Raw genomic sequence first — 16674 nt, forward strand, 5'->3', positions numbered from 1 at the left:
GGCATCACCGTCACGATGACGGGTACTCGGCGCATGCTGAAACTCAGCACCTTCTCAGGGGTGCGAACGCAGAATGACGTGATCCGACCACCGCGAGGGGCACTGCCCGATGACCGATCTGTTGGCCGCCATGGCGACACCGGCATGGGTGTATCTCGCGCTCTTCGGGTTTCTGGCCGTCGACGCGATGGTGCCGGTGGTGCCGATCCAGGCGATCATGATCACCACGGGTGCACTCACCGTGTACGGCCAGCTCGATTTGCCGGTGGTGATCGCGGTGGGTGCGCTCGGGATGTTCACCGGTGATCTGATCGCGTTCGTGCTCGGGCGTACGGCGGGGCACGCCGGGAACCGGTGGCTGAGTGACAAACTGTCCGGTTTGCGCGCTCGATTCGGGCCGAAGCATGACGACGACGGTGACGATCACCCGTCGCGGACCAAGCAGGCGGCCGAGCGCTTCACCCGCGGCCTGCGCCGGCCGGGGCCATTGGTGCTTCTGCTCTGCCGCTTCGTGCCGGGGGGCCGGATGGCCGGCGGCTACCACGCCGGCCGTCGGGGGTACCCGATCAAGCTCTTCGTCGCCTACGACGGGGCCGCCGCGCTGGCCTGGGCCACCTACGGCGGGCTGGTCGGGCACATCGGCGGCACCGCGGTGACCCAGTCGGCGTGGCGGCTGTTCGCGATCGCCGCCACCGCCGCTGTGATCTTCGGCACCGCCGGGTGGATCCTCGCCCTCTTCGGCGGCCGCAAGGAAGCGAAGCAAGAAGAAGCGAAGCAGCTGGAAGCCAAGCACGAGGCCGCCGCGGGCAGGGAAGCGAAGGAGCACCACGGCGGGAACATGCGAGTGCGGACAGACGAAGCGGCTACTGAAGCTCGTGCTGCATCAGCTGACGAGCAGCCTCGGCGATCGACCCCGACAGCGACGGGTAGATCGTGATGGTGTGGGCCAGCTGATCGACCGTCAGGTTGTTCTCGATCGCCATGGTGATCGGCAGGATCAGCTCGCTCGCCTTGGGCGCGACCACCACGCCCCCGACGATCTGCCCGGTCGCCGGCCGGCAGAAGAGCTTGACGAACCCGTCCCGCAGCCCGGCCATCTTGGCCCGCGCGTTGCCGGTCAGCGGCAGCATCACCTGGCGGGCTGGCACCCGGCCCCCGTCCACGTCGTTCTGCGAGACCCCGACGGTGGCCAGCTCGGGGTCGGTGAAGACGTTGGCCGAGACGGTACGCAACCTCAGCGGCGCCACCGCCTCGCCCATCGCGTGCCAGATGGCGATCCGTCCCTGCATCGCGGCCACGCTGGCCAGCGGCAGCACGCCGGTGCAGTCCCCGGCCGCGTAGATGCCGGGCACGTTGGTGCGCGAGACACGGTCGACGGTCACGTGGCCGCCGGCCGACACGTCCACGCCGTACTCCCGTAGCCCCAGGTCCGCCGTGTTCGGGATGGCGCCGACGGCCATCAGCGCGTGCGACCCCTCGACCACCCGGCCGTCGGCCAGCGTGACCCGGACGCCGTCACCCGAGCGCACCACCGACTCGGCCCGGGACTGGTTCAGGATGGTCATGCCGCGCTCCCGGAAGACCCGCTCGATGGCCATCGCGGCGTCGGCGTCCTCGTGCGGCATCACCCGGTCGCGGGAGGAGACCAGGGTGACCGCCACGCCCATGGCCAGGTAGGCGCTGGCGAACTCGGCGCCGGTCACACCCGACCCGATCACGATCAGGTGCTCGGGCAGCTCGGTCAGGTCGTACACCTGCCGCCAGTCGAGGATCCGTTCGCCGTCGGGGACCGCGCTGGGCAGCACGCGCGGGGTGGCTCCGGTGGCGAGCAGGACGGTCGAGGCGTCCACCGCGTACGGTTCACCGCCGGCCGGCGTGATCAGCACCTGGTGGGTGTGCCCGAGGGTGTCCTCGCCGAGCCGGGCCCGGCCGGTCACCACGTCGACCCCGGCCTTGATCAGTTTGGCCTGGATGTCGCCGGACTGGGCCAGGGCCAGCTTCTTGACGCGGGTGTTGACGGCGACCGCGTCGACCGTGACGCCGTCCAGCCCGGGGCCGCTGACTCCGAAGCTCTCGTTGTTGCGATAGCCGGTGACCACGTCGGAGCTGGCGATGAACGTCTTGCTGGGCACGCAGTCGGAGAGGACACAGGCGCCGCCGGCTCCGTCGGCCTCGACGAGCGTGACGTCCGCGTCGAGTTGCGCGGCGACCAGGGCCGCCTCGTACCCGCCCGGCCCGCCGCCGATGATCACAATCCGGGACAAAGGGATCAAACCTCCATGAAATACGTCGCATGCCCAACGACACGCACCCCTCGTATTCTCCCTCACCCGCTCATGCGGTTATCGTCATCGCCGTGCGTCATTACGCCGCGTATGGCTCGAACCTCGACCCCGCCCGCATGCGGGCCTACTGTCCGCACTCGCCCATGGTGGGCGTGGGGTGGATCGAAGGCTGGCGCCTGACCTTTGCCGGTGAGGGGGATATGGGCTGGGAGGGGGCAGTCACGACGATCGTCGAGTCGCCCGGCGACCGGGTCTTCGTGTCCGTGTACGACGTCCACCCGTGGGACGCGTCGCAACTGGACGAGGTCGAGGGGGTGACCGCGGGCGCGTACCAGAAGCTCACCGTCCGTGTCGCCTCGCTCGAAGGCGAGTTCACCGCGTGGGTCTACGTCTTCGACGGGTACGAGGGCGGCATGCCCACGGCGTGGTATCTCTCCGAGATCGCCAACGCCGCGGAGAAGGCCGGCGCCCCCGACGACTACGTCAACGAGCTGCGCCAACGTCCGACTCAGACGGCCACCCCGGAAGGCTGAGACGACGTCAGGCGAGGCGGGCGTAGATGTTCGCCTCGTACAGCGGGTGCATGCCGACGGCCCGGTAGAGCCGCGCCGCACGGGTCGGGTTGGCCATGTCCACACCCAGACCAGCCCGGGTGCGTCCGTGCTCGGCGTAGGCGGCGAAGGCTCGGCGCAGGAGCGCCTCACCCACACCCCTCCGGCGGTACGCGCGGAGCACGGCCAACGAGCGCACCCAGCCCTCGTCCTCGGCCGAACCGTCACCGTCGGCCGACTGCAACGCCCCCACGATCTGCCCGCCGACCTCGGCCACGAACCACTCCGACCAGGTCACCGACGTCTGCGCCAGCACCCGGTCGAGCCACACCTCATAGCTGGTGGCCTGGTGGTCGGAGTCGCGGAACGCCACCTGGATGACCTCGTGGAACCGCTGCAGCTCGGTCTCGTCCTCGTGGTCGAGCGGCCGCACGGTCACGCCGGCCGGCGGCTGCGGTGGGGTCGCCGGCACACCGGCCAGCGACATCGACATGCGGGCGTGCTGGGCGTGGAACTCGAACCCGAAGTCGGTGAGCGCGGCGATGTAGCCGGTCTCGGACGGGATCGCTCCCGCTCGTACCTCATAGAGCTCGTGACCGAACGCCTCACCCCGCTCTCGCACCCGCGCGAGGATCAGGTCGAGCAGCGGCCGCTGAGCCGGCACGCCGCGGCCGGGCCAGGTGTAGACCTCGATGAAGTCACGGCTGCCGCCGGTCGGGTTGTGCGGGTACGCCCAGCCGACGATCGTGCCGTCGGCATCCAGCGCCACCCAGCAGTCCACAGTCATGTCGGTGTTGGCGTCGGTCAGCGCCTCGCGAACGTCGTCGGTGCCGAAGTCGGGCTCGCCGACCGCCTCCAGATCGCTGGCATGCGTGAGTTTCAGCAGGTCGGGAACGTCGTCCAGGGTGGGCCGGCGGGTCGACCAGCCGGGCGGCAGAGCGTACACACCTGCATCCGACCACACCATCGCCGCGGCGGGTAGCGGTTTACCTGGTCAGGCTGCTCACCAGGGATTCCATCAACCCGTTGAGCTCGACCCGCTCCTCGCGGTTGAGGCTGCCGTAGGCCTGCCCGGCCAGCGCGTCGGCCACCGACTCGGCCCACATGAGACGCCGGACGATCGGACCGGCCGGCGGATAGGGCGGCTGCCAGCCGAACGCCACCGCGCCGGTCTCGCCCTCCGGCCCGGCGATGATCGCCTCGAGCGGTGTCAGGCCGCTGGCCCGGATGGCCACCACCTGGATGCCCATCCGATGCTCGTGCAACAGGTGCAACTGGACGGCCGCGAGCGCCCCGGGCGTGGAGTCCGGGACGGGCATGGCCCGCCACGCCGCGAACAGCGGCAGCCCAGCGGCGTCCACGGCGGACACCACCCGGCGGGACAGCTCCAGCAGCCGGGCCACCCGCGGGAACTCGCCCAGTTCCTCGGCGCCCCAGCGGCACAGCTCGTGCAGGTGCCAGGTGGCCACCTCCATCGGCTCGGAGGTCTTGGCCGTCGCCTCCCAGCCGTCGGTCACCGCCTCGGGGGCGATGAATCCGATCGCCGCGGTCACCGTCTCGGGCCGCACGTCGCCGAGCGCGCCGGCTCGGGCCGAGACGTGGTAGGCCCAGCCGGACAGCCCGAGCAGACGGGCACGGCGCAGCGTCCGCGGCGACTCGGCGAACGCACCGATGAGTTTCGCGAGTCCCGGTCGGGCTTTGGCGGCGGCCTGTTCGGGGGTCACGTGGCGATTCTGCTCTCTGCGCGGGAATCCTGAAAATCATCCCAACAGACCGAGCAGTGATTTCCGGGAATCAACCGGAACTTCGCCGGCTCAGTCCGGAGTGACGCTGTCCAGGTCATCCAGGGCGGCCTCGGCGTCGCCGACCCGGCGGCGGGCGGCCGCGGCCTCCCGTTCCGCGGTCCGCCGGGCCAGTTTGCGCCGGCCCACCTCGGACTGCGCCTCGGTCCGGCGACGCTCCAGTTCGGCCAGTTCGTTGTCCAGATCCTCGACGACATGACCCGCGTCACGCTCGGCCGTCTCGGCTTTCTCGAGCTGATCGTCGGCCCGTTTCTCGGCCGACCGGGCCGCGGTCAGCTCCTTCTTGACCTCGCGCCGGCGTTCCTCGTGCTCCCGGCGGCGACGCTCGGCCACGGCCCGTTCCCGGGCGCTGGGTCGCGTCTCCTCTTCGGATTCGGGCTCGTTCTCATCGGCGGAAGCCCCCGAACCGGTGACCAGCCTCAGCCGCGGGCGTGGGACCTCACCGAAGCCGGCGTATGTGGCCGCGCGTACCAGCCGGCCGGTGCGGACCTGTTCGGCCACCTCGGGCTCGGCCATCGCCGCGCTCAGCGTCGCCTCCACCTCGCCCAGCGGCAGCTTGCCGGCCAGCCCGCGATCTTGGGCCACGGCCAGTTTGCGTGCCTCGCCGACCAGCGCGGACACGATCTGGCGGCGCTGAGTGGACAGTTCCCGCAGTTCGTCGCCCTGGAGCGTGCGCTGGGCGGTCCGCAGCGCCTCGGCCAGGTCGACCAGTTGGTCGATCAACTCCGGCTTCTCCAGGGCCAGGAGGTTGACCAGCCAGGCCGCCACTGTCGGTTTGCGCAGGGCGGTCAGCCGTTTGACGGCGGTGGTGTCACCGGACTTCTTGGCGTCGGCGATGGCCGCGGTCCGGGCCGCGACGAAGCCGTCCGGCGGCTCGAGGTACATCCGCCGGATCAGCGCCTCGGTCGCCGACGCCATCAGCCGATCGTGCTGCCCGGCGTGAGGCGGGCGTAGCTGGTGCCGGAGAGCCGTTCCATCTGCCCGTTGTACACACCGAAGGCGATGTCGTTGAGCAGGCCGTCGTGCAGGGCGAAGGCGCGCTCCGGGCGTACCGTACGGGTGAAGTCGATCGTCTCGGAGATCTTGGCCCACGGAGCGTGCAGCGGGACGAACAGGGTCTCCACCGCCTCCCCCTCGGGTGCGAAGTACGAGTCGCCCGGGTGGTAGAGGTTGCCGCTGCCGTCCGAGATCAGATAGCCCAGGTTGGCGATCCGCGGGATGTCCGGGTGGATGATCGCGTGCTGGCCGCCGAAGGCCCGCACGGTGAACCCGGCCGCGGTGAACTCGGCTCCCGGCTCGACCGCGGTGATCGACTCCGCGCCGAGCGACTCGACCTTGGGCAGCACCTCCGGATGCACGACGATGCGCAGGTCCGGGCGCTGCTTCACCGCCTCGCCGAGCGCCTCGACATCCAGATGGTCGGGGTGCTCGTGGGTGATGAGCACGGCGTCCGCCCCGGTCAGGGCCTCCGACGTCTCGCTGAACACGCCGGGATCGACGACGAGCACGCCGTCGCCCTCGAGACGCAGGCAGGAATGCGTGAACTTCGTGATGCGCACGGGACTCCTCCGAAGCCGAATCGTGACTCCTCAACCCGCAGTCTGCCGGAACCGACCGGCGCGCGGCGCGCGTCTGACGGGGGCAAACCGAAACGGGGTTCGGAGGATGCCATGCGTACCACACGACTGATTGCGGCCGCTCTGGTGGCCGGTTTCCTATTGACAGGTTGCGGTGCCGGCTCGGATGACAGCGCCGGCACCGCGGGCCGGAGCGACGCCGGAGGTCCCGCCGCGGCGCCGGCCGCGCCCAACGAGGCGGCCAAGGACCAGGCCCAGGTCGCTCCGGCCGAGGGCAAGAACGAGCCGGCCCAGGCGCCCGATCTGAGCGTCGACCAGCGCTCGATCATCTACACCGGGTCGATCACCGTACGCGTCGAGAACGTCAACGACGCGGCCGCGCGTACGGTCGGGATCGCCAACGGCGCCGGCGGCTTCGTCGGCGGCGACAACCGCAACAGCAGCAACGGTGGCGCCAACGCCACGCTCACCCTGCGCGTACCGGCCGAGAAGTTCACCAGCGTCGTCGACCTGGTCGCCAAGCTGGGCAAGGACGGCAAGGAGGAGTCCCGGGAGATCAACACCCAGGACGTCACCGAGGAGACCGTCGACCTCGACGCCCGGATCAAGGTGCAGCAGGCCCGGGTGGACAGCGGGCGACGGCTGCTGGCCTCGGCCAAGTCGCTGAACGACCTGGTCATGCTCGAGCGCGAGGTGGCCACCCGGGAGTCCGACCTGGCGTCACTGCAGGCCAAGCAGCGCCGCATGGCCGACCTGACCGCGCTCTCGACCATCACGGTGGTGCTGCTCAGCCCGGCCGCACAGGTGGGACCGCCGGGCAACGAGCCGCCGGGCTTCCTGGCCGGGCTGCGTGGCGGCTGGCAGGCGCTGACCGCCTCGCTCGGCGTGCTGGTGACCGTGCTGGGTGCGCTGCTGCCCTGGCTGATCGTCCTGGGCGTACCGGTCTGGCTGCTGATCTGGGCCCTGCGCCGGCGGCGTCAGGGAACGACCAGCGAGGCCAGGCGGCCGGCCGAGTCGGTGCCCGGTTCGGCCGAATAGGTGACCACGTGCAGGTCGCTGTCCGGGACGTGCAGGATGTCACTGTCCAGGACGAGCCGGCCGGCGTGCGGATGCTCGACGAGCTTCTGGGCGGTCCGGTGCCGGGCCGCCCGGGCGGCGTCCCAGCGGCGGGCGAAGTCCGCGCTGTGCTCGCGCAGTCTCGCGATCAGTGCGGCCAGCCCCTGGTCGTCGGGGTGGTCGAGCCGGGCCACCCGCAGGTCGGCCACCAGCGCGGCCCGGAACGCCTCACTGTCCGGGCCGGGCAGCCGCACCCGGGACGGCTGCCCGGTGAACTCGTACCAAATCAGGTTGCGGGCGTCGCCGGTCAGCCCGGCCGGGTCGCCGAGGAGCCTGGCCCACGCGTCGTTCCAGGTCAGGAGCCACCAGTCGGCCGAATAGACGGCCATCGGCCAGGCCGCGGCACTGCGGACCAGCCGGGCGATGCTGCGCGGGACGTCGTGGCTGACCGGGCCGCGCGATCCGGCCAGGCCCGCGGCCTGGTGCAGCAGCATCGTGTCGGCCGGTGACAGCTCGAGGGCCCGGCTCAGCGCGCCGACCACCTGGGCCGACGGGTGGGCCCGGCCCTGTTCCAGCCGCACGATGTAGTCGACCGACAGCTCGGCCCGGGCCGCCAGTTCCTCGCGACGCAGGCCGGGAGTGCGGCGGGCGTCGCCGGGCCGCTCCGGGCGGGTGCGGTTGCGCCACCCGCGCAGCAGCGTCCCGAACTCGCTCATCCGCTGCGGGCAAGCGAAGCGGCGAGGATCGTCATCGTCTCCAGCGACCTCGGTTCGTTCGCGAACACCTTGACCAACGACTGGTGGGACTGGCAGCAGGAGCCGCCGCTGTACGCCGCGAGCAAAAGCGCCCTGACCATGCTCACCCTGCGTTACGCCCGCGCGCTGCCCGGGATGCGGGTCAACGCCGCCGCCCCGGGCTGGACGGCGACCGACCTCAACGCCTTCCAGGGCGTGCAGACCGTCACCGAGGGCACCGACGCCATCATCCGGCTGGCCACGCTGCCACCGGACGGGCCGACCGGCACCTACCTGAGCCGGCACGGCGAGGTGCCGTGGTGAACTGCTAGAAGGAGCCCGAAGCGAGCGCGGCCAGGGCGGTGTGCGCCATCACCCGTACGCCGTAGCCGATGCAGCGCTCGTCCACGTCGAAGTTGCTCCGGTGCAGGTCGTACTGGACGTCGCTGCCCGGGGTGCCGGTGCCGAGCCGGATCATCGCCCCGGGCACGTGCTCCAGATAGAACGAGAAGTCCTCGCCGCCCATGCTGATCTCGGCCTCGACGACGTGATCGGCGCCCAGCGCGGCACCGGCGGCCCCGGCCACCACGGCCGCGGCCATCCGGTCGTTGATCACCGGCGGCACACCACGCCGGTAGGTGACCTCGGCCTCGGCCCCGGTCGCCGCGACCACGTCCTTGATCAGCTGGGTGACCAGCTCGGGGGCCTCGCGCCAGGCCTCCCGGTTGAGGATCCGGACGGTGCCACGGGCGACGCCGGTGCCGGGGATCGCGTTGGCCGCCTCACCGGCGTGCACCGCGCCCCACACCATCGACACACCGGCCCGTGGGTCCATCCGCCGGTCGAGCAGCGCCGGCACGTCGACGACGACCCGGCCCAGCGCGTGCACCAGGTCGGCGGTCAGATGCGGCCGGGCGGTGTGCCCGCCGGGGCCGGTCAGCGTCACGTGCACCATGTCGGCGGCCGCGGTGAACGGGCCGGACCGGACGCCGACCAGACCGGCCGGCAGCTGCGGGTAGCAGTGCAGGGCGAAGATCGCGGCGACGTCCTTGAGCGCGCCGGCGGCGATCACCTCGGGCGCGCCGGACGGGATGTGTTCCTCGGCGGGCTGGAAGATCAGCCGGACCCGGCCGGGCAGCACGCCGTCCCGCTCCAGCTCGGCCAGGGCCAGGCCGAGGCCGAGCAGCACGGTGGTGTGCACGTCGTGCCCACAGGCGTGGGTGACGTTGTCCACCGTGGAGCGGTAGGGCACGTCCTTGGTGTCGGGCAGCGGCAGCGCGTCGAGGTCGGCGCGGAAGGCGATCACCCGGTCGCCGGTACCGATGTCGCACAGTACACCGTTGCCGTTGGGCAGCAACTCGGGCTTGAGGCCGGCGGCGGTCAGCTCGCGGACGACCAGCGCGGCGGTCTCGAACTCGTGGAACGACGGCTCGGGATGCGCGTGCAGATGGCGACGGAACGTGACCAGGTCGGCGCCACGGACCGCGAGCAGGCGGTCGAGCCGGCCCGGCAGGGGACCCGGTTGTTCATCCACGTTCGTGCCCTCCGGCACCGTCAGCACACTTGTCACAATTCCCTCGGTCATAGCTTGGTGAGGCGCGACAGCCTAGACCACCCAACGGGTGATCCATCCAGCAGGTGACGACCTTGTGCCTTGTTTCAAGTTCGCCTCGCGAGGTCACGCTCCGTAAGCGAATTTGAACAAGGCACCTCAGAACCGCTCGATCGGCTGGTAGACGCCCCAGACAGCACGGAGCTTGTGGCAGACCTCTCCGACAGTCGCACGCCGCCGCAACGCTTCCTTCATGTACGGCAACACGTTCTCCGTACCCTCGGCGGCCTTGGCCATGTCGGCCAGCGCGGCCTCGACCGCCGGCCCGTCCCGCTCCGCCCGCAGCGCGGCCAGCCGCTCGGCCTGCCCCTGCTCGATGACCGGGTCGACGCGCAGCGGCTCGTAACGCTCCTCGGTGTCGACCGCGAACCGGTTGACCCCGACCACCACCCGCTCGCCCCCGTCCACCTCGTTGGCGATGCGGTACGCGGACGTCTCGATCTCCTGCTTCTGGAAGCCCTGCTCGATCGCGTCCACCGCCGAGCCGTACGAGAACACCTGCTCGATCAGCTCCAACGCGATCCGCTCGACCTCGTCGGTCATCGCCTCGATCGCATACGAGCCCGCGAACGGATCAACGGTGCCGGTCAGACCGCTTTCGAAGGCCAGGACCTGTTGGGTACGCAAGGCCAGCCGCGCCGACTTCTCGGTCGGCAGCGCGATCGCCTCGTCGTACGCGTTGGTGTGCAGCGACTGCGTGCCGCCGGCCACCGCACCGAGCGCCTGGATCGCCACCCGGACCAGGTTGACCTCGGGCTGCTGGGCGGTCAGCTGGACACCGGCCGTCTGGGTGTGGAACCGCAGCATCAACGACTTGGGGTTCTTCGCACCGAACTGGTCGCGCATGATCCGGGCCCACATGCGGCGGGCCGCCCGGAACTTGGCGATCTCCTCCAGCAGCGTGGTGCGGGCGACGAAGAAGAACGACAGGCGCGGCGCGAAGTCGTCGACGGCCAGGCCGGCGGCGATCGCCGCGCGCACGTACTCGATGCCGTTGGCCAGCGTGAACGCGATCTCCTGAGCGGGCGTGGCCCCGGCCTCGGCCATGTGGTAGCCGGAGATCGAGATGGTGTTCCACTTCGGAATCTCGGACCGGCAGTAGGCGAAGGTGTCGGCGACCAGGCGCAGCGACGGCTTGGGCGGGAAGATGTAGGTGCCGCGGGCGATGTACTCCTTGAGGATGTCGTTCTGGATCGTGCCGTTGAGAGCCGATCCGGGCACCCCGTGTTCCTCGGCCACCAACTGATAGAGCAGCAGCAGCACCGAGCCCGGCGCATTGATCGTCATCGAGGTGGAGACCTTGTCCAGCGGGATGCCGTCGAAGAGCCGGCGCATGTCGTCGAGTGAGTCGATCGCCACACCGACCTTGCCCACCTCGCCGTGCGCGATCGGGTCGTCCGAGTCGTACCCCATCTGGGTCGGCAGGTCGAACGCGACGGACAGGCCCATCGTGCCGTTGGCCAGCAGCTGGTGGTAGCGGGCGTTGGACTCGGCGGCGGTGCCGAAACCGGCGTACTGCCGCATGGTCCATGGTCGCTGGGTGTACATCGTCGGATACACGCCACGTGTGTACGGAAACTCGCCCGGCTCCCCCAGATCGGCCGCGACGGGTTCCTTATACACCGGTTTGATGGTGAATCCGGATTCAGCTTCCACGCCTTGATCCTAGTCTTCGACGCTCCGCGACAGCTCGGATACGGGTCGTCGTCGGCACGGTAACGAATGCCCCATCGACTTTCCGAAAAGGGGTCGGAAGCGGCAAGATAGCGGGGTTCGGTCCCCCGGCCCCTAGATCTCTCGGTGGCATCTCTGTGACTCAGATTCCGACGTGGAGCGGCGGCAACGCTCCCACCAACGGACGCGCAGCTCCAGGCACGCTCATCGGCGGTCGATACACACTCCGGGCCGCGGTGGGCCACGGCGGCATGGGCACGGTCTGGCGCGCCGCCGACACCCTGCTGCGGCGCGACGTCGCTGTGAAAGAGGTCATTCTTCCGCCCGGCCTGGCGCCGAGCGACCGCGACTCGATGTACGAGCGCACCATGCGCGAGGCCCGGGCCGCCGCCGCGCTGCAGCATCCGGCCGTGGTCCAGGTCTACGACGTGGTGCAAGAGTCCGGCCGCCCGTGGATCGTGATGGAGCTGCTGGACGCCCGCAGCCTGGCCGACATGATCATCGAGGACGGCCCGATCCCGCCGCGCGTGGTCGCCAAGATCGGCATCGCCCTGCTGGGGGCGCTCGAGGTCGCCCACGCGCACGGCGTCCTGCACCGCGACGTCAAGCCGGCCAACGTGCTGATCTGCTCGGACGGCCGCTGCGTGCTGACCGACTTCGGCGTGGCCAAGCTGCCGACCGACGTGCAGCTGACCACCCCCGGCATGGTTCTCGGCTCGCCCCACTTCATCTCGCCCGAACGCGCCATGGGCAACGACTTCGGGCCGCCCAGCGACCTCTTCTCGCTCGGCGTGACGCTGTACACCGCGGTCGAGGGCCGCCCGCCGTTCGACAAGGGCGACCCGATCGAGACCATGCACGCGGTGGTCGAGGACCCGCCGGCCCCGTCGGTCCGGGCCGGTTCGCTCGACCCGATCCTGATGGGCCTGCTGGAAAAGGAACCGTCCCGCCGGTTCGACGCGCAGACCGCCCGCACCATGCTCCGGCAGCAGCTGGCCGGCCCGCTGGCCAGCAAGTCGCCGCCGCACATGATGACCGACCCGTACTCGGTCGTGCCCAGCCAGCGGCCGCCGGCGCAAGAGACCCAGCCGATCCACCCGCCCAAGCCGAGCGGCCAGATCGGCGGCCGGGCCATGCTCCAGCCCGGCGACTCGCTCAGCGGCCACCTGGCCAAGCTCGGGGGCACCGACCGCACCCAGGCCATGCCCGGGTCGCCGATCAGCCCGGCGGGCAGCGACACCACGGCGGTCGTGCCGCCCCGGCGCTCCTGGGAGACCGGCCAGCCCTGGGAAAACAGCGCGCCGTCGACCGGCAACCAGTACGGCGGCGGGCGCATCGTGCAGAGCCCCGCGGCCAAGCGCCGCGCGATGATGCAGAACGCCGTCGACACGGTCAAGGACTACTCCGACAAAGCGGTCACCACGGTCAAGGGCTGGTCGCCCAAGCAGCAGCTGATCGCCGGGGGCGCCACGCTCGCCGTGCTCATCGCGCTGATCCTGGTCATCACCCTGCCCGGCGGCGACGACCCATCGGCGCCGCCGGCCGCGTCCGGTCAGCAGAGCCAGGCGCCGGCGGCGGCGAACTTCCCCACCCAGGAATACAGCGACCGCGGCATCAACGTGCGGGTGCCGAAGGGCTGGACCCGCAAGTCCGGCGGCGTCTGGGTCGATTACGTGGACCCCAAGGACAAGCTGCGCAAGGTCCGCATCCTGGTCGAGCCGGCCAAGAGCACGCCGGACAAGTTCCTCAGCGGCGGTGCGGAAAACACTCTGAAGACCCGGTCGACCAACTGCCCCAAGCCCTACAAGCGGGTGTCGCTGGGCACGGCGACGATCGCCGGCCAGGACGGCGCGGTGCTGGAATACACCTGCGGCTCCGGCCCCGAGGGCCGGCACGGCAAGTGGGGCGCGGTCATCCAGGACGGCAAGGCGTACTCCTTCTTCCTCACGACCACGGAAGAGAAGTTCGCCGATAGCGCTCCGATCTTCGACGAGATGGTCAGCAGTTACGCTCTCGCTTGATTGCCCCGCTTCGCTCCGCGGGCGATCGGCCCCGCGATGCCGTTGAGATGACTCGCGGTCTTCTGAAGCCGCAAAGAGCGACGGGTGTCCAAAAAATCGCGGGCCATCTCAACGACGGGCCGATCGCCGGGACCGACTCCCGTGACGTGGTATGCACGGTGCATGTCAAACGATGACCTTCGTGTCGTGGCTGAAGCGTGGCTGGCCGACGATCCGGACCCGGCCGCGCGGGCGGAGATTCGGGCTCTGCTCGACGGGCTGCCGGGAACCGCTGACGAACTGCGGGATCGGTTCGCCGGGCCGCTGACCTTCGGGACGGCCGGGCTGCGGGGGCGGCTACGGGCCGGACCGAACGGGATGAACCTCGCGGTTGTCACCCGGGCCGCGGCCGGGCTGGTCGGCTGGCTGGCCGGCACCGGGGCGGACGGGCCGCTGGTCATCGGGTACGACGCGCGGTACGGGTCGCGGGACTTCGCCGAGCGCACGGCCGAGGTGGCGCTGGGCGCGGGACGGCCGGCGCTGCTGCTGCCCCGGCCGCTGCCCACGCCGGTGCTGGCGTACGCCGTGCGGGCCCTGGACGCGGTGGCCGGCGTGATGGTCACCGCCAGTCACAATCCGCCGCAGGACAACGGCTACAAGGTCTACCTCGGTGCCGCGCTGGGCGGGGTGCCGGGGGCGGGCGCGCAGATCGTGCCGCCCGCCGACGCCGAGATCGAGGCGGCCATCCAGGCCGTCCCCAGCCTGGCGGGGGTCACGCTGGGTGGTCGGGGCCAGGTCCTCGGTGACGAAATTCTCGACGGGTACGTCCACGGCGCGGCCGCCACCCTGCCGGCCGGGCCCCGAGCGCTCACCGTGGCGTACACCCCGCTCCATGGGGTTGGCGGCGACGTGCTTGCCGCGGCCTTCACGCGGGCCGGGTTCGACGCCCCGCACGTGGTGGCCGAGCAGGCCGAACCCGACCCGGACTTCCCCACCGTGGCCTTCCCCAACCCGGAGGAGAAGGGCGCGATGGACCGGCTGCTGGAGCTGGCCACCAAAACCGGCGCCGACCTGGCCATCGCCAACGACCCGGACGCCGACCGGTGCGCGGTCGCGGTCCCGGCGGAGGGCGGAGGCTGGACCCCGCTGACCGGCGACCAGCTGGGCACGCTCCTGGCCGACCACCTGATCCGTCGCGGCGCCCCCGGCACGTACGCCACCACCATCGTCTCGTCGACCATGCTGGCGGCGATCTGCGCGGCCCGGGGCGTGACCTACGGCGAGACGCTGACCGGCTTCAAATGGATCGTGCGGGCCGCCGACGAGCTGGCCTTCGGCTATGAGGAGGCGCTCGGCTACTGCGTGGCGCCCGGCCTGGTGCGCGACAAGGACGGCATCACGGCCGCCCTGCTGGTGGCCGAGCTGGCGGCGGCGCTCGAGGCCGAGGGGGGTACGCTCGCCGGCCGGCTCGCCGAGCTGGACGTGGAGTTCGGCGTGCACCGCACCGACCAGCTCTCGGTGCGGGTGGAAGACCTGGCCGAGATCGGCCGTGCGATGTCCCACCTGCGCGGGGCGCCACCGGCCACCCTGCTCGGCGAACCGATGACCTTCGAGGACCTGCTGCCGGAGAACGACATCCTGCGGCTGACCACGTCCTCGGCGCGGGTGGTGATCCGGCCCTCCGGCACCGAGCCGAAGCTCAAGGCGTACCTGGAAGTGGTCCGCCCGGCCACCGCCGCGACCCTGACCGCCGACCGGGCGGCCGCAACCGAAGCCGTGGCCGCGCTCAAGACCGAGACGGCGACCGCGCTGGGTCTGCCGGCCTGATCGGATCCCGGCCGGACCGGCGGCGGAGTGGCTTCAGACCTGCCTGGGGGTGCCCAGCGCGGCCTGAATGGCGCGGCCCAGGGTGGCGACGACCAGCGCGACGCTGGGCCGCACGATCGAGTCCTCCAGGTTGGCGCTGCCGCTGAAGCCGGCGCCGCTGGCGATCTCTTCCAGCCGCTGGTGGGCCTGCGCCTGCTCTTCCGGGGCCAGCCGCAGCGCCGGCTCCATCCGCACCGCGACCAGCAGCGTGGCCAGCGCGGCGGTGCGCTCGTCGGGCATGTCGCGGGTGATCAGCGCCTCGGCCAGCCGCTTGCGGATCTCGGCCTCGACCGCCGGGTCGGTGGTCGGGTAGCGGTGCACGTGGATGACGCCCATCTGGGTCTCGTCCACGTCCCGCACCACGCCCCGGGCGACCAGGTCGGCCAGCACCCGGGCGCGCAGCCCGTGGCGGAGCCGCTGCAGCCACTGCGCCGGGGTGTGCGGCTCGTCGGCCGCCGCCTTGGCCAGCACCGCGTCGGCGATCGGGTCCTCGACCGAGGTGCTGTCGATGACCTTGAGGTATCCGTCCACGTACGCGACCCGGCCGGCCAGTGCGAGGTCGACCAGGACGGCCGCGGCCATGCCGAGGTCGAGTCCGATCCGGGATCCGGTCGCCTTGCCGGTCTGGTCGTCGTACGCGAGGAGGAGCAGCTCCTCGGCCAGAGCGATGGTGGTCATGTCATGGAACGATAGTGGCCGCGGTCACGCTGATCACCCCCGAGGTCAGGGGTCGGACTCAACCGGGTGATCCGCCGGTCACGCTCGGTTGAGCGACGGGCCGGTGGCGCTGGGGCCGTACGCGCTTGCGAGGATGCGCGGATGGATTACTTCGTACACCCCACCGCGGACGTCGAGGAGGGCGCCCAGATCGGCGCCGGCACCAAGGTGTGGCACATCGCGCACATCCGGAACTCGGCCACGGTCGGTGCGGACTGCGTCATCGGACGCAACGTGTACCTGGACGCCCACGCCGTCGTCGGAAGCCGCGTGAAAATCCAGAACAACGTGTCGGTCTACCAGGGCGTGACCATCGAGGACGACGTCTTCGTGGGTCCCTGCGCGGTCTTCACCAACGACCTGCGCCCCCGGGCCCACAACACCGACTGGAAGATCACCCCGACGCTGGTCCGCCGAGGCGCTTCCATCGGCGCGAACGCCACCCTGATCTGCGGCATCGAGGTAGGCGAGGGCGCCATGATCGCCGCCGGCTCAGTGGTAACCAAAGACGTCCCCCCCTACCAGCTGGTGGCCGGCAACCCCGCGCGGCCCAAGGCGTGGGTCAACTGGCAGGGCGAAATCATCAGCCGAGACATGGACAACCCGCCGAAGCAGTAGCACACCCCGCGACAACCCACCCCAACTTCATGCGCGGTGTTATCCCGTCCCCGCGATTGCCCCGTCAATGAGATAGGCCGGATTTTTCGCCACCGTCGCTCTTTGCGGTGTCGAAAAATCCGGCCTATCTCATTGACTTAAAAGGGGCAATCGCCGGAGGAGCGCAGCGACGACCAAGAAAC

At 70.8% G+C, this 16674-nt stretch carries 16 protein-coding genes; 7 read left to right on the plus strand and 9 right to left on the minus strand.

Going from position 1 to position 16674, the window contains the following annotated elements; translation table 11 throughout:
- The first annotated feature begins 130 nt into the window (after positions 1–130).
- Positions 131–937, plus strand: a complete 807-nt coding sequence (locus ACGFIO_RS03120; protein WP_392822562.1) for a DedA family protein — start codon at positions 131–133, stop codon at positions 935–937.
- On the opposite strand, the gene ACGFIO_RS03125 is transcribed toward ACGFIO_RS03120, so the two are convergent.
- A complete protein-coding gene (locus tag ACGFIO_RS03125) occupies positions 864–2264 on the minus strand; it encodes an NAD(P)H-quinone dehydrogenase (RefSeq protein ID WP_392821282.1) in 1401 nt (466 codons plus the stop codon). The genes ACGFIO_RS03120 and ACGFIO_RS03125 overlap by 74 nt on opposite strands.
- A 92-nt stretch (positions 2265–2356) precedes the next feature.
- Here ACGFIO_RS03125 and ACGFIO_RS03130 point away from each other — a divergent pair, with 92 nt between their 5' ends.
- Positions 2357–2818 carry a gamma-glutamylcyclotransferase gene (locus ACGFIO_RS03130; protein WP_392821284.1) on the plus strand — a complete coding sequence of 154 codons (462 nt, stop codon included), beginning with the start codon at positions 2357–2359 and terminating at the stop codon, positions 2816–2818.
- 7 nt (positions 2819–2825) lie between these two features.
- Here ACGFIO_RS03130 and ACGFIO_RS03135 read toward each other — a convergent pair whose 3' ends face one another.
- From ACGFIO_RS03135 to ACGFIO_RS03150, 4 genes are all read right to left on the minus strand, one after another.
- Positions 2826–3782, minus strand: coding sequence for a GNAT family N-acetyltransferase (locus ACGFIO_RS03135; RefSeq protein ID WP_392821285.1), 957 nt, complete (start codon positions 3780–3782; stop codon positions 2826–2828).
- Between the two features lie 40 nt (positions 3783–3822).
- Positions 3823–4560: a hypothetical protein gene (locus ACGFIO_RS03140; protein ID WP_392821288.1), complete on the minus strand. Its 738-nt coding sequence runs from the start codon at positions 4558–4560 to the stop codon at positions 3823–3825.
- Between the two features lie 90 nt (positions 4561–4650).
- Positions 4651–5556 carry a hypothetical protein gene (locus tag ACGFIO_RS03145; protein ID WP_392821289.1) on the minus strand — a complete coding sequence of 302 codons (906 nt, stop codon included), beginning with the start codon at positions 5554–5556 and terminating at the stop codon, positions 4651–4653.
- Positions 5556–6197, minus strand: coding sequence for an MBL fold metallo-hydrolase (locus ACGFIO_RS03150; RefSeq protein ID WP_392821292.1), 642 nt, complete (start codon positions 6195–6197; stop codon positions 5556–5558). The genes ACGFIO_RS03145 and ACGFIO_RS03150 overlap by 1 nt, the downstream gene beginning before the upstream one ends.
- 111 nt (positions 6198–6308) lie before the next feature.
- Between ACGFIO_RS03150 and ACGFIO_RS03155 the strand changes: the two genes are divergently transcribed.
- A complete protein-coding gene (locus ACGFIO_RS03155) occupies positions 6309–7253 on the plus strand; it encodes a DUF4349 domain-containing protein (protein ID WP_392821293.1) in 945 nt (314 codons plus the stop codon).
- Here the strand turns inward: ACGFIO_RS03155 and ACGFIO_RS03160 are convergent.
- A complete protein-coding gene (locus ACGFIO_RS03160) occupies positions 7193–7987 on the minus strand; it encodes a helix-turn-helix domain-containing protein (RefSeq protein ID WP_392821296.1) in 795 nt (264 codons plus the stop codon). The genes ACGFIO_RS03155 and ACGFIO_RS03160 overlap by 61 nt on opposite strands.
- Before the next feature lie 3 nt (positions 7988–7990).
- On the opposite strand from ACGFIO_RS03160, the gene ACGFIO_RS03165 reads away from it, so the two are divergent.
- Positions 7991–8329 carry an SDR family NAD(P)-dependent oxidoreductase gene (locus ACGFIO_RS03165; RefSeq protein ID WP_392822564.1) on the plus strand — a complete coding sequence of 113 codons (339 nt, stop codon included), beginning with the start codon at positions 7991–7993 and terminating at the stop codon, positions 8327–8329.
- 4 nt (positions 8330–8333) lie between these two features.
- Here the strand turns inward: ACGFIO_RS03165 and ACGFIO_RS03170 are convergent, their stop codons facing one another.
- Positions 8334–9575 (minus strand): amidohydrolase, encoded by a 1242-nt coding sequence (locus ACGFIO_RS03170; protein ID WP_392821299.1) that lies wholly within the window; start codon positions 9573–9575, stop codon positions 8334–8336.
- A 141-nt stretch (positions 9576–9716) separates the two neighbouring features.
- The gene (locus tag ACGFIO_RS03175; RefSeq protein ID WP_392821301.1) at positions 9717–11273 is read right to left on the minus strand and encodes a methylmalonyl-CoA mutase; all 1557 of its coding nucleotides are present in this window, start codon (positions 11271–11273) and stop codon (positions 9717–9719) included.
- Positions 11274–11428: 155 nt separating this feature from the next.
- On the opposite strand from ACGFIO_RS03175, the gene ACGFIO_RS03180 reads away from it, so the two are divergent.
- Positions 11429–13312: a protein kinase gene (locus ACGFIO_RS03180; RefSeq protein ID WP_392821303.1), complete on the plus strand. Its 1884-nt coding sequence runs from the start codon at positions 11429–11431 to the stop codon at positions 13310–13312.
- 162 nt (positions 13313–13474) lie between these two features.
- Positions 13475–15118, plus strand: a complete 1644-nt coding sequence (locus ACGFIO_RS03185; RefSeq protein ID WP_392821305.1) for a phospho-sugar mutase — start codon at positions 13475–13477, stop codon at positions 15116–15118.
- 33 nt (positions 15119–15151) lie between these two features.
- Here ACGFIO_RS03185 and ACGFIO_RS03190 read toward each other — a convergent pair whose 3' ends face one another.
- Positions 15152–15835, minus strand: coding sequence for a GPP34 family phosphoprotein (locus ACGFIO_RS03190; protein WP_392821307.1), 684 nt, complete (start codon positions 15833–15835; stop codon positions 15152–15154).
- Between the two features lie 141 nt (positions 15836–15976).
- On the opposite strand from ACGFIO_RS03190, the gene ACGFIO_RS03195 reads away from it, so the two are divergent.
- Complete coding sequence (locus tag ACGFIO_RS03195) at positions 15977–16492, plus strand: acyltransferase (RefSeq protein ID WP_392821310.1); 516 nt, start codon at positions 15977–15979, stop codon at positions 16490–16492.
- The last annotated feature ends 182 nt before the right edge of the window (positions 16493–16674 follow it).

The organism is Actinoplanes sp. NPDC049265 (assembly GCF_043197135.1).
GTDB lineage: Bacteria > Actinomycetota > Actinomycetes > Mycobacteriales > Micromonosporaceae > Actinoplanes.